Here is a 15,013-nt window from a genome sequence, read left to right as displayed (position 1 = left end):
ATTTGATAATCATGAGTAATCTCGTAATATCAAAACAAAAAGGAAGTTAAGCGTTGTTTGGTTGCCTAACTTCCGTTATTGAACTCATCAGTCCAATTTGACAAAGAGTATACAAATAGCCAATGTTTAGCATTGCTTAATGACAGAAGTCATCTCGTACTAAATATTGGCTAGTATTTTTTTAATTAAATTGTCTTCTTATATCAACTTTTTGTTGTTGTTTCTTTCGTTGCTGGTCTACTTTGATTTGTTTACCTACAATCAGAAGTAATCCCATAGCAATACTTAAACTAATCATTGATGATCCACCAAAGCTGATAAATGGCAATGGCACACCAGTTAATGGAATTGTTGCCGAAATACCGCCAATGTTTACAAACGTTTGACTTCCAAAGTATGTGGCAATCCCAACACACACAAGTTTATAAAAATATGATGATGTTTTATTTGCAAACTGGAAGGCACGATATACAATAAAGAACTCTAAAGTAATAACTAGCAATCCTCCGATTAAACCTAATTCTTCGCAAATAATTGCAAAAATAAAATCTGTATGTGGTTCTGGTAAATAGCCCAATTTCATTGCACTATTTCCTAATCCTTTTCCAAATACGCCACCGTTACCTATCGCAAGCAATGAATTGGAAATATGGTATCCAGTTCCTGATTCGAATTGGAATGGATCTGTTAGCGTACTAAATCTGGCTGTTAAATAACTTGGTAACCAACCAGCCATTAATGCAATGACAAATACTACTAAGAATCCTAGCACTGCTGGTATACCAAATCTTAGGACTTTGTTTACCCCAATTCCTGAATAAAAAATGATCGCAACTAAAATAATTAATATTAGTAATGTTTGCCCTACGTCTTTTTGTAGGAAAACTAAAAACGTACAACCTAATGCTAATACAATAGGACTTAAAATTAATTTTGGTTTACTTAATACTCTAGGCATTTTTTTACTGATCATAAATGGGATATATAATATGATTGCAATTTTTAATAACTCAGATGCCTGTAAGTTCATAAATCCTAAGTTTATCCAACTTTTAGAACCATTAATATCTTTACCTATTACTAACGTCAGTAATAATAGTGAGACGATAGTTATAATCATACCTTTTTGCACTTTAATATTACTCAGTAATTTAACATTCATTAAAAATGCAATAAAAAATACAATTATAAAACTCATTATGACATATGCTAATTGTCGGTTGTAAAAATACGTTCCTGGAACATCGATACCACCAGTCAATGTGCCTTTAGTTGCTGGAACCATACTTGCACTATATACCATAACTAATCCAATTAAACTCAATACAATATATGTAACTAATAACGGATAATCAATAAACTTTGAGGTTTTACCAATATACCGTAAAATACTTCTAAAATTCTTCATATATTCAGTCATCCAATTCTACAATTTATACTTCAAATGATTTCGTTTTATACTTTAATTTTAAAAATCCATGTTACTTATTATATACATGACACAGTCATAATCACAAATATTAACAGGTCTCTTGAGGTAATTTATAGAATATTTGTTTACTTAATATCGTGAATTGCTAAAACCCAATAAAAGTGACTGACATGTCATCAAGAAGACAACATAACAGCCACTTTAATCAGTAATTAAACTATAAATATAAAATCGGCGCAGCTCAATTGTCGATATCTCACGCCATTTTAATATGCTTATATATTAAACCTTAAACAAGTGTAAAAGCTTCATGTAATTTTGAAAGTTCTTTCTCAAGACGTAACATAATTTGTTTGCCATCTTCGCGGTCAATTAAACCTAATTTAACAGCAAAATCAACTTCTTTTTGAAGTCCAAACATTTGTGTATCTAGTACTTCTTCATATAATGGGCATGAAGGTAATGTTAAATTATCTAGTTGAACTTTAATCAGATGCAAGATTTCATCAGCATCTTTAGTCAATTGTTTCAAAGCTGCATTTTTCATTGTTGCTTGTTTCGCCATGACACGCTCCCCCTCTATATAAATTCTCAAGTCTTACTAAAAGTTTATCTTACTAAATATTAAAAAGCAAGTAGATTTAAAATGTGTCGTTAGCAATTTGTGTTAAAATAATGCTATATACATTGATAGGGAGTGGGAAAATGATACAAATTAAAGGAGCCGTAAAGTTTCCTATAACATTAGATAGTACGACTTGGATTTTCGATGATAGAAAAGTTAGCATCGAAGATTTAGAAAAAGGTGTATTTGATGGTTCAAAACCAATCGACTTTGAAGATAATCATGAATGGAATCGTGCTATCCTAGAAGGACAAACTAATCCGCCTACTTTAAATTCAGAAATAAAATATAAAAAACGTGCCATGTTAGAAGGTTCATTTGTCATTAATATGACACCATTTTTCAAACATTCCGAACCACATGACTCTGCAACTACTATTCGATTATCAAATGAGCATGATCATTTAGATATACCGATAGATCTATTACCCTATTTATTTTTCCAATTTGCAAAAGACGGTAAACGACTTTACAGCGATAATGGTGTAGATAGTTTTATTTACAATCAAGAAGATGGTTATTCATATCGAATCAACCATGTAACTCATATTGAGGTGATTTAATTTGAGACAAGTGCAATGCATTATCTGTGATGCAAAAGTATTTATAGATGAGCGCACAACTGAGTCTAAACGACTTAAAAACAATCCTATTCGAACATTTATGTGTGATGATTGTAAAAGTCGATTAGACACACCTAAACAACGTGCGCAACACTATCCGCTCGATTAATATCTGAATAAACAAGTTAGAAATTTGAAAATGTGAAAGTAACAGGAAATAATAGCATTTAAACACTTTTTCAAATATTATATGCCAAAAGAGAAGCTAAGCAACTTTCATCGCTCAGCTTCTCTTTTATTATGTTAAATTATTCGTTTTCTTGCATCATTTGTTTGATACGCTTTGCTTCTTTTTCACGAACATTTTTGTTTAAAATTTTCTTTCTTAAACGTATGCTTTCTGGTGTAACCTCAACAAGTTCATCATCATTAATGAATTGTAACGCTTCTTCCAATGTTAGAATACGCGGTCTATTCATTGTTTGTGTTTGGTCTTTCGTTGCAGAACGTACGTTAGTTTGATGTTTTGTTTTAGTGATGTTAACAGTTAAATCATTTTCACGATTATGTTCACCAACAATCATACCTTCATAAACTTCAGTACCAGGTTCCATGAAGTTTACACCTCTATCTTCAAGTCCCAAAATGGCATAAGTACTTGCAGAACCTTGATCCATTGAAATTAATGCACCATTACGACGACCGCCAATTTGTGCTTTAATACGTGGTCTAAATTCTTCAAATGTATGGTTAATAATACCGTAACCTCTTGTCATTGACATAAATTCAGTCGTATAACCAATCATACCACGAGCCGGTACATTAAAGATTAAACGTGTAAGTCCATTATCAGTTGTAGTCATATCAACCATTTCACCTTTACGTGCACCTAATGATTCAATAACAGCACCTGCATTTTCTTGTGGCACTTCACATTGCACACGTTCAAATGGTTCACACATTACACCATCTATTTCTTTAATAATTACTTGTGGTTTTGAAACTTGTAATTCATAACCTTCACGACGCATATTTTCAATAAGGATTGATAAATGCAATTCACCGCGACCAGCAACTACCCATGTATCTGGAGAATCTGTGTTAGAAACTTTCAAAGATACATCTGTTTCTAATTGTTGATTTAAACGTTCTTGAATTTGACGTGCTGTTACAAAGTCACCTTCACGGCCAGCAAATGGAGAATTGTTAACTTTAAATGTCATTTCAAGAGTAGGCTCATCAATACGTAGAACTGGCAATGCTTCTTGATGGTCATGTGGTGTTACAGTTTCACCAACATTAATGTCTTCCATACCTGAAACAGCAATTAAATCTCCAGCTTGTGCTTCTTCAATTTCTAAACGTTTTAATCCAAAGTAACCAAAGATTTTAGTTACACGGAAGTTTTTCACTGTACCGTCTAATTTAATTAGTGATACATTATCTCCGACACGCATTTTACCTCTGAATACACGACCAATACCAATACGTCCAACATAATCATTGTAGTCCAACAATGCTACTTGGAATTGTAATGGCTCATCACTGTTATCAATTGGAGCTGGTACATAATCAATAATTGTTTCATATAATGATTGTAAATTATCATCTTGCTTTTCAGGATCTAAGCTAGCTGTACCATTTACTGCTGAAGCATAAACAACAGGGAATTCTAATTGTTCATCGTTTGCTTCTAATTCAATAAATAAATCTAAAACTTCATCTACAACACCCTCTGGACGTGCTGATGGTTTATCAATTTTATTAACAACAACAACAGGTTTCAGGTTTTGTTCTAGCGCTTTTTTAAGTACAAAACGTGTTTGAGGCATTGTACCTTCATACGCATCTACTACTAAGACAACCCCATCAACCATTTTCATAATACGTTCTACTTCTCCACCAAAGTCTGCATGTCCTGGTGTATCCAAAATATTAATACGTGTACCTTTATAATCAACAGCCGTATTTTTGGCTAGAATCGTAATTCCACGCTCTCTTTCGATATCGTTAGAGTCCATTGCACGTTCATCGACATGTTCATTTTCTCTGAATATACCAGATTGTTTTAACAACTCATCTACTAAAGTTGTTTTACCATGGTCAACGTGAGCAATAATTGCTATATTGCGGACATCTTCTCTTTTATTAGTCATATAAATAGTTTCCTTCTTTCTTAAGTAAAATCCCACTTTTAATTACAACTTTTTTATTATATCATATAATTGAGAAAAGATAAGCAAAAGGTGGGGATAGGATGAAACAAAAAAAATCTAAAAATATCTTTTGGGTATTTTCTATATTAGCTGTTGTTTTCTTAGTATTATTTAGTTTTGCTGTTGGTGCATCAAATGTACCAATGATGATTTTAACATTTATATTACTCGTTGCAACCTTTGGAATTGGATTTACTACAAAGAAAAAATATCGAGAAAACGATTGGCTATAAGTTATATCGACAATAACACGCGTTGATTTAAGACCACACATGTTCATGATGAACATTTAACTGGTTTTATATTGGCGCGTGTTTTTATTATTTAAGGTATAAAAGCGTAATATGTTACCTAATTGTTAGGACTACATATTACGCTTTTGGTAATTATTTTGATTTTCTTTTAAATCGTTGTTCATGTAATTGTATTAACGCATCATGGTGGGGCTCTAAATAATCATTGCTAATTTCTTGATGGAGACCACGATTTCCAACTAAGATTGAATTTGGACCACTAATTGTTAATGGTTCTCCTAGTAAATTGGAAGCTTGTCCATTTACTTCATATAAAATAACCAATCCGCCAGCAAAATCCCATGGTTGAAGTCTTGGCGTCATATATGCTTCTAAATTACCTGTAGCAACTGAAACGATTTCAAGCGCTGCACTACCATATGCCCTTGCACTTCTAGAATCATTAACAATTTCTTTAAAGATTTCTCCTAAAATTGGTTTAGTTAACCAGTTCGGATTGATCCCAATAATGCTTTGTCTTAGATTAGAATCATTCAATGGTTTCAAGGGTTGGCTACCACGATATGCACCTTCCCCTACTTTAGCATGATATAAGACATCAGCCATAACATCATATACAAAACCTGCATAAGGTTTACCATCGATATAAATACCAATTGAAATTGCGAAATTTTCTTGTTGATGAACAAAATTCAATGTACCGTCTATTGGGTCAACAACCCATACCGTACCTTTGGAAGTATCGATGTCATGACCATGCCCTTCTTCACCTAATACTTGATGATTGGGATATGTTTCTAAAATTGTATCAAAAATGAAATCTTCTGTTGCTTTATCTACATTTGTAACAAGGTCATTCGGATTTGACTTTGTTTCAATTGTTAAATTTTGCTCCATCAATTGTTTAATTCTAATTCCTGCTTCTTGAATAAGTCCTTGGGCAAATCCATAAAGTGCCATAACATCATCTCCTAACATCTTTATTATACATCAACATTTTATAAAAATAACTTCTTATGATAAAAATGAAAATACTAATTTTAATGAGAGCGTCTTAAGCCGCAATTGATAAAACATATGCTACAATATTTTTAAACACTATACAGGAGGTACTCTATGACAAAATATACATTTAAACCTAAAGATTTCAAAGCGTTCAACGTAGAAGGCTTAGACGCACGAATGGAAGCTTTAAACGAATACATACGACCACAACTCCGTGAATTAGGAGAATATTTTAGTGACTTCTTTACAAGTCAAACTGGTGAAACATTTTATCCTCACGTAGCAAAACATGCTAGAAGAAGTGTGAATCCTCCTAAAGATACATGGGTTGCTTTTGCAACAAACAAAAGAGGCTATAAAATGTTACCTCATTTCCAAATTGGTATGTTTGAAGATCAACTGTTTGTTATGTTTGGAATCATGCATGAAGCAAAAGATAAAGCAACACGTGCAAAAGTTTTTGAAAGAAAATTTAAAGCTATTCAACAATTACCTGATGATTATCGTGTTTGCTTAGATCATATGAAACCTGATAAACCATTTATTAAAGATTTAACGGATGATGATTTAATAGAAGCGATACAAAGAGCCATCAATGTGAAAAAAGGTGAATTCTTTATAGCGCGTGCAATCACACCACAAGATAAAAGATTAAAAAGTGACAAAGCATTTATTGCATTTTTAGAAGAAACCTTCGATCAGTTCTTACCATTTTATTCTGCATAAATAACTTTGTTTAAATAATAGAGCACGTAATCACATCCATGATTTCGTGCTCTTTTTTCTTAATATTAAATCGAACGTTCAACATAATAATTCATACTTTTAAAAAAATTAAAATAAATTTAGGTTGACCTAAACGTTTTATTAGGTTATTATATTGTCCATAAGAAGTAGAGGTGAGTCAAAATGAATAATAAACGACATTCAACAAATGAACAATTAAGTTTAGACGAAATAAACAATACAATTAAATTCGATCATCGCAGTTCAAATAAACAGAAATTTTTATCATTTCTTGGGCCTGGGTTATTAGTCGCTGTTGGTTACATGGATCCCGGAAACTGGATAACATCAATGCAAGGTGGCGCGCAATATGGCTATACTTTGCTATTCGTAATTCTTATTTCAAGTTTATCAGCAATGTTACTTCAAAGCATGACAGTGAGATTAGGAATAGCAACAGGTATGGACTTAGCTCAAATGACACGACATTATTTATCAAGACCTATTGCTATAATCTTTTGGATCATTGCAGAACTAGCAATTATCGCTACAGATATTGCTGAGGTTATTGGTAGTGCTATTGCTCTTAATCTCCTATTTAACATACCTTTAATCGTCGGTGCACTAATAACTGTACTTGATGTATTTTTACTACTATTTATAATGAAATATGGTTTTAGAAAAATTGAAGCTATTGTTGGTACATTAATTTTCACAGTGTTATTCATCTTTATATTTGAAGTCTATATTTCATCACCACAGTTGAATGCTGTGTTAAATGGATTTATACCACATAGTGAAATCATTACAAATAACGGCATTCTCTATATTGCATTAGGTATTATTGGCGCTACAATTATGCCTCATAATTTGTACTTACATTCATCAATTGTACAATCTAGAACATACTCAAGACATAACAATGAAGAAAAGGCGCAAGCGATTAAATTTGCTACGATAGATTCGAACATTCAGTTATCAATCGCATTTGTAGTCAATTGCTTATTATTAGTGTTAGGAGCATCACTATTTTTCAACTCAAATGCTGACGATTTAGGTGGTTTCTATGATTTATATCACGCCTTAAAAACTGAACCTGTACTAGGTGCAACAATGGGTGCAATCATGAGTACATTATTTGCAGTTGCATTATTAGCGTCAGGTCAAAATTCAACGATTACTGGTACTTTAGCAGGACAAATTGTAATGGAAGGATTTTTAAGATTACACATACCAAATTGGTTAAGACGTTTAATTACACGTTCCCTTGCTGTCATTCCTGTTATCGTATGCTTAATCATTTTTAAAGGTAATGCAGCTAAAATTGAGCAACTACTTGTATTCTCTCAAGTATTTTTAAGTATTGCTCTGCCATTCTGTTTAATACCATTACAATTAGCTACTAGTAATAAAGACTTGATGGGACCTTTCTATAATAAAACATGGGTTAATATCATTTCATGGACACTTATTATTATTCTAAGTATTTTAAATGTCTATTTAATCGTTCAAACATTCCAAGAACTACAAAGTTAAAAATAAAACCATTAAAATGTTGGTTGTATCTAATAATTAACAACTTAACATTTTAATGGTTTTTCTTTTGCTATGAACATATTAATGATAAATATACTCATCGTCCTTATGTGTTGTTTCTTTTGATTCTTTTTTAGAAATCAACATAATCATCACGATAACCCATAAGACAATTGCAATTAAATTAAGAGCCATCAAACTTACAATTATCGCGATAACAAAAAGTATAATCGATAATTTTCTACGCCCTTTAATACAAATTGTCGCAAATATACCATAAAGTGTTGAAATTAATAAAATAATTGCTAATGCACCCATTGTTGTCTGAAGCATATCTAAAGAAACATTGCCACCGTTCTGAGATAATTGCTTCGCTAATTCTTCACGTTGTGATGCATTACCACTTTTTAAAGAAAAATAGGATAGCCCCATAACTAATAAATAAATAATACTAATACTATTTGCAATCCAAGCCATGATTAATTCAGGTTTTCTATTCATCTTAAAATCCTTTCTTTGTTTAATATTTTAATAAGTATACTACGAGCCTATAGATATACGCACATTAATTTACTTGTATATTAACATATTTTTCATCTAATTTTTATAATAAGCATCTGAATTCAGATTGATGGTAATTTAGGTGTATGGTAATGAGAAATCGTCATTTAAAATTATGACACCTAAACACTTTAATTAAACGTTATCGATAATTAACCTCATATAAAAACCCAGATTAATAAGCAAAAGACCTCTGCTTACTAATCTGGGTATCATCAATATTTATTCTTGCTCTTTTTTGTCCTTAACTTCACTTGAATTGCGTTCTTCAGAAATATCATTGTTGTAAATTTGACGTCGCTCTTCAAAATTCATTCGACGTTGACTAACTGCGCTAGGTTGATTTTTCCTACGTTCTTTCATTCGTTGGTTATAAGCTTTACGTTTTTCTTTTTTCTTAGCTTTAATTTCAGCTTTTTCTCGCTTTTGTTGTGCTTTCAATTCTTTTGGATCAACTTCAGGTTCTGCATAATAACCATCATCTTCAATACCTAGTTCTTCAGTACTTTTTTGTTTGTATTTAGCCTGTCTGGATAATACTGATGGTTCTTCCTCAGTGCGCTCATCATGATTATATTCACTTTCAACTGCACGTTTAGGAAATTGATCATATTTATCTCTTTCCTGTTCTTGATCATATACAGTATTTGATTTATCCAATTCTTTTTCATATTTAGGCACATCATAATAATCATCTTTCGGTTGGGGGCGCTCATACACAGGTTCACGATAATCATAAATCGGTCCGTTATACTCTTCATAATATTGTGGCGCAACCATTTCAACTTTATCTTTTCTTATAAATAGCATCATCGCAATAATAAAGAATAATATCGGAATGATTAAAGTAACGATAAGTAAAACTAAAGGAATCGTTACAATTGCTGATATTAAGAATAAGAAACCTGACAAGATTCTTATATTCATAGATATGAGAGCTAAAAATGAAATCAACAAACAAACAATAAAGTAAACGATAATAGCCCATATACCATTTTGTAACCATATTACAAATTGTGTTGTATTATAGCCATTTCCAGCTAATAATTGCTGGATAAATGCATTATTGTTTAATGTATTTTCAAGATTAGCAATCGATGTGTTATTACTGAATGAAACAAGTGCTATAAACATCGTAATGACAGTAAGCACTAATAACATCACCCAACATAACCAACCTAGAACTTTTTCAGTTAATCTACTTACTGGACGTTTAATTTGAGTAAATTGTTCTCCAGTCATTCGTTACAACTCCTTATAGTACTTATCCCGTTATTATAACTAAATATACAGTAAATAACTACTATTTATGATTTTATTTTAATGACATTTTGAAATTCAAAAAGTTTTCATTGTATTCACTTAAAACTTCAGGTCCTAAATCTTTATAAACTTCAAGGCGTTCTTGCTCTTTCTTAGTCGGATAAAAACGATGGTCGTCTTTAATCTCTTTAGGCAACAATTGTCGAGCAGCCTTGTTTGGCGTTGCATAGCCTACGAATTCTGTATTTTGCTTGTTATTTTTAGCATCTAATAAAAAATTCATAAATTTATATGCACCCTCTTTATTTTGTGCCGTTTTTGGAATTACCATATTGTCGAACCATAAATTCGATCCTTCTTTAGGAATAACATAATTATATTTATCCCCTTCTTGCACTAGAGGTGCTGCAACACCACTCCAAACAACCGCTATGTTACCTTCATTTTGTTGAAGCATCATGGTAATTTCATCACCTACGACACCTCTTACTTGTGGTGCTAGTTTGGTTAAATCTCGCTCTGCTTCTTTTAAATGGTGCGAATTACGGTCATTAAGATTATACCCAAGTTTATTCAAACTCATGCCTATAATCTCTCTAGCACCGTCAACTAGTAAAATTTGGTTTTTAAATTTAGGATTATACAATGACTTCCAACTATCAAATGATTCATTTGGATACTTTTCTTTATTATATAAAATACCTACAGTTCCAAAGAAATAAGGTAAAGAATATTTATTGCCTCTATCAAATGACATATTCATATAATCTGAATCTAAATTTTTAATATTAGGTACCTTATTATGATCTATTGGTAACAATAAATGATCTCTTTTCAATTTTTGAACTGTATATTCACTAGGAAAAGCAACATCATAATGTGTACCGCCATTGCGAATTTTGGCTTCCATCGCTTCATTTGAATCGAAAGTTTCATAAACGACTTGAATGCCAGTTTCTTTTTCAAATTTCTTAATTAACTCTGGATCAATATATTCGCCCCAATTGTATACGTAAATTTTTTGATTTGTATGCACTTGTTCTTTAGATTTAAACCAATGACTTAAAGTAAGACAAAGCATACCCACAACTAATGCACCTATAATGAGTTGTAAAAATCGTTTCATTATTTTACACCTCGCTTGATTAGTTTTTTCTTATTTATCACGTATTGAATCAAATAATATCCTAGTATTCCTAATACAATAACAGCAAACAATAATGTTGAAATCGCATTAATTTCCATACTAATTCCTTTTCTCGCCATAGCATAAACTTCAACTGATAACACACTAAAGCCATTACCAGTAACGAAGAAACTTACTGTGAAATCGTCTAGTGAATAAGTTAAAGCCATAAAGAATCCTCCTATAATAGAAGGTAAAATATTAGGAATAATAATGTTGCTTAATAATTGTGGTTCAGTCGCTCCTAAATCTCTTGCAGCATTTAACATATTATTATTCATTTCATACAGTTGTGGTAAGACGATAATCACAACTATAGGTATGCAAAATGCAATATGAGATATTAGAACTGTCCAAAATCCTAAACCAAGACCAGTAAAATGGCCAATCGTTGTAAACATAATTAAGAATGATGCACCTATGACAACGTCGGATGATACCATCAAGACATTATTCAATGTTAGTAAAGTTACTTTAAACTTTTTATTTCTTAAATAATAAATAGCAATGGCACCAAATGTACCAATAACTGTAGAAATTGAGGCTGCTAAAAGTGCTACAGCTATCGTATTAAAAATGACCGACATTAAATGATCATTTTGAAATAATGATTGATAATGCTCTAATGTAAAATGTTCAAAGTGAATCATATTACCAGCCGAATTGAATGAATAGAACATTAAAAAGAATATTGGGATGTATAAAATCGCTAAAAGTATCCCGATATACAGCTTTCCATACCATTTCATATGATTCACCCTCTCCCATTAGATGATTTTGTAATGATTAAAATGAATGCCATAAATACAATTAAGAATATAGCTATAGTTGATCCCATACCATAATTTTGAATTGTTAAAAATTGTTCCTCTATTGCCGTACCTATATTTATGACTTTATTACCTGCAATTAATCTTGTAATCATAAATAATGAAAGTGATGGAATAAAGGTTACTTGAATTCCAGTCATAACACCTTCTTTTGTTAACGGCATGATTACTTTTCTAAAAGTATAGAAAGGACTAGCACCTAAATCACTTGAGGCCTGCAATAAATTATTAGGAATTGCTTTCATGCTATTAAATATAGGTAAAATCATAAATGGTATATAAATATAACTTGCTACTACTAAAAACGCACCAGTTGTAAATAACAGATTAAATGATGGTAAATTAAATAAGTGGAAAAATTGATTAATCACGCCATCATGACTTAATAAACCTATAAAAGCATATGTCTTTAACAATAAATTTATCCATGTTGGAATAATCATTATCATTAATAAGATATTTTGAAATTTCGAACGAGTAATATAATAGGCAGCTGGATAACTGATAGCCAACGTAATAATTGTTATTAAAGCGGCATATAAAATTGAATATGCAAACATTTTCAAATATTTTGTAGTAAAAATTTGTTGATAATTCGTGAAACTAAAATGTCCATTGATATCTAAAAATGAAAAATAAATGAGTAATACAACTGGTACAATAATAAATATAACCATCCATAGTAAATACGGGATTAAGAGAAATTTATTAGTATTACGCATTGTCTACTTCCTCATAGCTTTCAATACGTTTATCAAATTCTTCTTCTGTTTCTCCAGGAACCATAATATGAATGGCTTCAGGATCAAAATAAAGACCAACTTCACTGCCTACTTCAGCTTTTTTAGTCGTTTGTATTACCCATTCATAACCTTTATTGTCTATACAACATATTTCATAGTGGACCCCTCTAAATAACATAGAATCAACAGTTGCTTTAAATAATCCTTCTTCAGCTTTGATTAATGATATATCTTCTGGTCGAATAACGACTTCTACTTTTTTATTTTCAGGAATACCCATATCGACACATTCGAAATCTTGCCCATAAATATTCACGACATAATCTCTAACCATGCGCCCTTCAACAATATTAGATTCTCCAATAAAATCAGCTACAAATCGATTCACTGGTTCGTCATATATATCTGTTGGTGTGCCAAATTGTTGAATTTTCCCATCTTTTAATACAAAAAGAAAGTCACTTAATGCTAACGCTTCTTCTTGATCATGTGTTACAAATATAAATGTAATACCTAATCTAGATTGCAATTCTCGTAATTCATATTGCATTTCAGTACGCAATTTCAAATCTAATGCGGATAAAGATTCATCTAACAATAATATTTCTGGTTCATTTACGATAGCACGTGCAATTGCAACACGTTGCTTTTGTCCGCCACTCATTTCATTAATATTTCTTTTTTCATAACCTGAAAGTTTTACTAATTTTAATGCCTCAGTTACTTTTTGATCAATTTCGGTTTTTGATAATTTTTTTAATTTCAAACCAAAAGCGATATTATCATAGACGTTTAAGTGTGGAAATAATGCATAATCTTGAAAGACTGTATTCACTTTACGTTTATTTGGTGGTAAATTACCAATTGGTTTGTTTTGATAAATCACTTCACCACTGTCAGGATATTCAAACCCTGCAATTAATTTTAAAATTGTTGTTTTACCACAACCTGAAGGACCTAATAATGTATAAAAGTATCCTGATTCAATATCAATATCTATGTCATCTAAGATATTAAGATCATCATAGCTTTTACTAACTGATTTTAATGATAATAACGGTTCCAAATAAGATCCCCCCTATAAATATGAAGCTGTCGCTACAATAAGTATTCGTGTTTCATTGTTTGATTCGTTTGACAAACGATGATTATCTCGTGCTTTAAAATACAAAACGTCTTCTTCTTGTGCTTGATATATCTCTTTGCCTAAATTAAGTGTTATCTGACCTGACATACAATAAATAAACGTATCAGACTCTGATGGATTAAAATTTTTATATGATGCTCCAGGCTTTAAAGTTAATATTAATGGCTCCATATCATATTCATTTGACTTTGAAACTAACCAATTTAATATATAACCTTCATCATACTCATCATAAATAACTTGTTCTTCCTTCTTGTATAATACTTTTTCATTTTCACTGTCTTTAAAAAATTCACTTGGCGTCGTTCCTAACACCTCTATAATATTTAAGAAAGTTTCCATACTTGGTGAGGCATGTTCACTTTCTATTTGTGAAATGTAGCCTTTCGATAAGTCTGTACGTTCAGCAAGTTCTTCTTGCGTTAAATTTTTAATTCTTCTAAGATTTTTAATTTTATTACCTATGTTCATTTATTTTTCCACCTAAAAAAGCTATATTAAGTTTACTTTTATCAAACATTTTGTTTAACACTTGATAAAGGTATCAAAATATAGCTTTATTAGCAATAGTTTTAAAGAAAAATTCCTATTAAATTGTGTTAATTTCGAACGAATTATTTTTTAGCTGTTACTCTTTGTTCTTCAGAGTGAGTTTTTACATCTTGAACTGCTTTGTAACTATTATAGCCACTACTTTTTTCGAAAGTATTAAAAATTTGTTTTTCCTCTGCTTTAGCAGGCACAATTTCTTTAAATCTTTTATATGCACCCATAAAGTCGCCTGCCGTCACGCCGGATTCATAATACTTCTCTACATGATTAAAGAAATTTATCACTGAAATCATCTCTTCATTACTCCAGTCTAAATCAATTGGATACTCATATTCCATTGTTGAACCCTCCATTTCAATTCTTTTGTTAGCATC

17 protein-coding genes are annotated in these 15,013 nt (G+C 31.2%); 5 read left to right on the top strand and 12 right to left on the bottom strand.

Features of this window, described 5'->3' with window-relative positions:
- Positions 1-181 precede the first annotated feature (181 nt).
- Positions 182-1,408, bottom strand: coding sequence for a cell division peptidoglycan polymerase FtsW (ftsW, locus tag JQN76_RS09165; protein ID WP_000787940.1), 1,227 nt, complete (start codon positions 1,406-1,408; stop codon positions 182-184).
- A 313-nt stretch (positions 1,409-1,721) separates the two neighbouring features.
- Positions 1,722-1,997: an Fpa/YlaN family protein gene (locus tag JQN76_RS09160; protein WP_001118416.1), complete on the bottom strand. Its 276-nt coding sequence runs from the start codon at positions 1,995-1,997 to the stop codon at positions 1,722-1,724.
- Positions 1,998-2,137: 140 nt separating this feature from the next.
- Here JQN76_RS09160 and JQN76_RS09155 point away from each other — a divergent pair, with 140 nt between their 5' ends.
- Positions 2,138-2,620, top strand: coding sequence for a hypothetical protein (locus JQN76_RS09155; RefSeq protein WP_000614712.1), 483 nt, complete (start codon positions 2,138-2,140; stop codon positions 2,618-2,620).
- A gap of 1 nt (position 2,621) precedes the next feature.
- On the top strand, positions 2,622-2,789 hold the full coding sequence (locus JQN76_RS09150) for a YlaI family protein (RefSeq protein ID WP_001250275.1): 168 nt from the start codon (positions 2,622-2,624) through the stop codon (positions 2,787-2,789).
- A gap of 139 nt (positions 2,790-2,928) precedes the next feature.
- Here JQN76_RS09150 and typA read toward each other — a convergent pair whose 3' ends face one another.
- A complete protein-coding gene (gene typA, locus JQN76_RS09145; protein ID WP_000182654.1) occupies positions 2,929-4,776 on the bottom strand; it encodes a translational GTPase TypA in 1,848 nt (615 codons plus the stop codon).
- Between the two features lie 101 nt (positions 4,777-4,877).
- Here typA and JQN76_RS09140 point away from each other — a divergent pair, with 101 nt between their 5' ends.
- Positions 4,878-5,069 carry a DUF5325 family protein gene (locus JQN76_RS09140; protein ID WP_000810620.1) on the top strand — a complete coding sequence of 64 codons (192 nt, stop codon included), beginning with the start codon at positions 4,878-4,880 and terminating at the stop codon, positions 5,067-5,069.
- 153 nt (positions 5,070-5,222) lie between these two features.
- Here the strand turns inward: JQN76_RS09140 and JQN76_RS09135 are convergent, their stop codons facing one another.
- A complete protein-coding gene (locus JQN76_RS09135) occupies positions 5,223-6,050 on the bottom strand; it encodes an inositol monophosphatase family protein (RefSeq protein WP_001240316.1) in 828 nt (275 codons plus the stop codon).
- A gap of 156 nt (positions 6,051-6,206) precedes the next feature.
- On the opposite strand from JQN76_RS09135, the gene JQN76_RS09130 reads away from it, so the two are divergent.
- The gene (locus JQN76_RS09130) at positions 6,207-6,821 is read left to right on the top strand and encodes a YktB family protein (RefSeq protein WP_000170610.1); all 615 of its coding nucleotides are present in this window, start codon (positions 6,207-6,209) and stop codon (positions 6,819-6,821) included.
- 183 nt (positions 6,822-7,004) lie between these two features.
- The gene (locus JQN76_RS09125; RefSeq protein ID WP_001060842.1) at positions 7,005-8,357 is read left to right on the top strand and encodes an Nramp family divalent metal transporter; all 1,353 of its coding nucleotides are present in this window, start codon (positions 7,005-7,007) and stop codon (positions 8,355-8,357) included.
- 81 nt (positions 8,358-8,438) lie between these two features.
- Here JQN76_RS09125 and JQN76_RS09120 read toward each other — a convergent pair whose 3' ends face one another.
- The 8 genes from JQN76_RS09120 to JQN76_RS09085 form a co-directional block, all read right to left on the bottom strand.
- Positions 8,439-8,858 carry a DUF4064 domain-containing protein gene (locus JQN76_RS09120; protein ID WP_001080466.1) on the bottom strand — a complete coding sequence of 140 codons (420 nt, stop codon included), beginning with the start codon at positions 8,856-8,858 and terminating at the stop codon, positions 8,439-8,441.
- A 282-nt stretch (positions 8,859-9,140) separates the two neighbouring features.
- Positions 9,141-10,160 carry a lipoteichoic acid stability factor AuxB gene (auxB, locus tag JQN76_RS09115; protein ID WP_000145499.1) on the bottom strand — a complete coding sequence of 340 codons (1,020 nt, stop codon included), beginning with the start codon at positions 10,158-10,160 and terminating at the stop codon, positions 9,141-9,143.
- Positions 10,161-10,233: 73 nt separating this feature from the next.
- A complete protein-coding gene (locus JQN76_RS09110) occupies positions 10,234-11,307 on the bottom strand; it encodes an ABC transporter substrate-binding protein (protein WP_000819690.1) in 1,074 nt (357 codons plus the stop codon).
- Entirely contained in the window at positions 11,307-12,116 is an 810-nt protein-coding gene (locus tag JQN76_RS09105) for an ABC transporter permease (protein ID WP_000872390.1), read from the bottom strand. The genes JQN76_RS09110 and JQN76_RS09105 overlap by 1 nt, the downstream gene beginning before the upstream one ends.
- A gap of 5 nt (positions 12,117-12,121) precedes the next feature.
- Entirely contained in the window at positions 12,122-12,919 is a 798-nt protein-coding gene (locus JQN76_RS09100) for an ABC transporter permease (RefSeq protein ID WP_001246555.1), read from the bottom strand.
- Complete coding sequence (locus JQN76_RS09095; RefSeq protein WP_000433551.1) at positions 12,912-14,006, bottom strand: ABC transporter ATP-binding protein; 1,095 nt, start codon at positions 14,004-14,006, stop codon at positions 12,912-12,914. Before JQN76_RS09095 ends, JQN76_RS09100 begins: the two co-directional genes overlap by 8 nt.
- Positions 14,007-14,018: 12 nt before the next feature.
- A complete protein-coding gene (locus tag JQN76_RS09090; RefSeq protein WP_001020625.1) occupies positions 14,019-14,558 on the bottom strand; it encodes a helix-turn-helix domain-containing protein in 540 nt (179 codons plus the stop codon).
- 143 nt (positions 14,559-14,701) lie between these two features.
- On the bottom strand, positions 14,702-14,977 hold the full coding sequence (locus JQN76_RS09085) for a UPF0223 family protein (RefSeq protein ID WP_000455597.1): 276 nt from the start codon (positions 14,975-14,977) through the stop codon (positions 14,702-14,704).
- Positions 14,978-15,013: the final 36 nt, after the last annotated feature.

Origin of the sequence: Staphylococcus sp. SM3655, assembly GCF_016917315.1 — a bacterium.
Classification (GTDB): Bacteria; Bacillota; Bacilli; order Staphylococcales; family Staphylococcaceae; genus Staphylococcus; species Staphylococcus aureus.
This window is presented reverse-complemented; position numbering and strand designations above follow the sequence as displayed.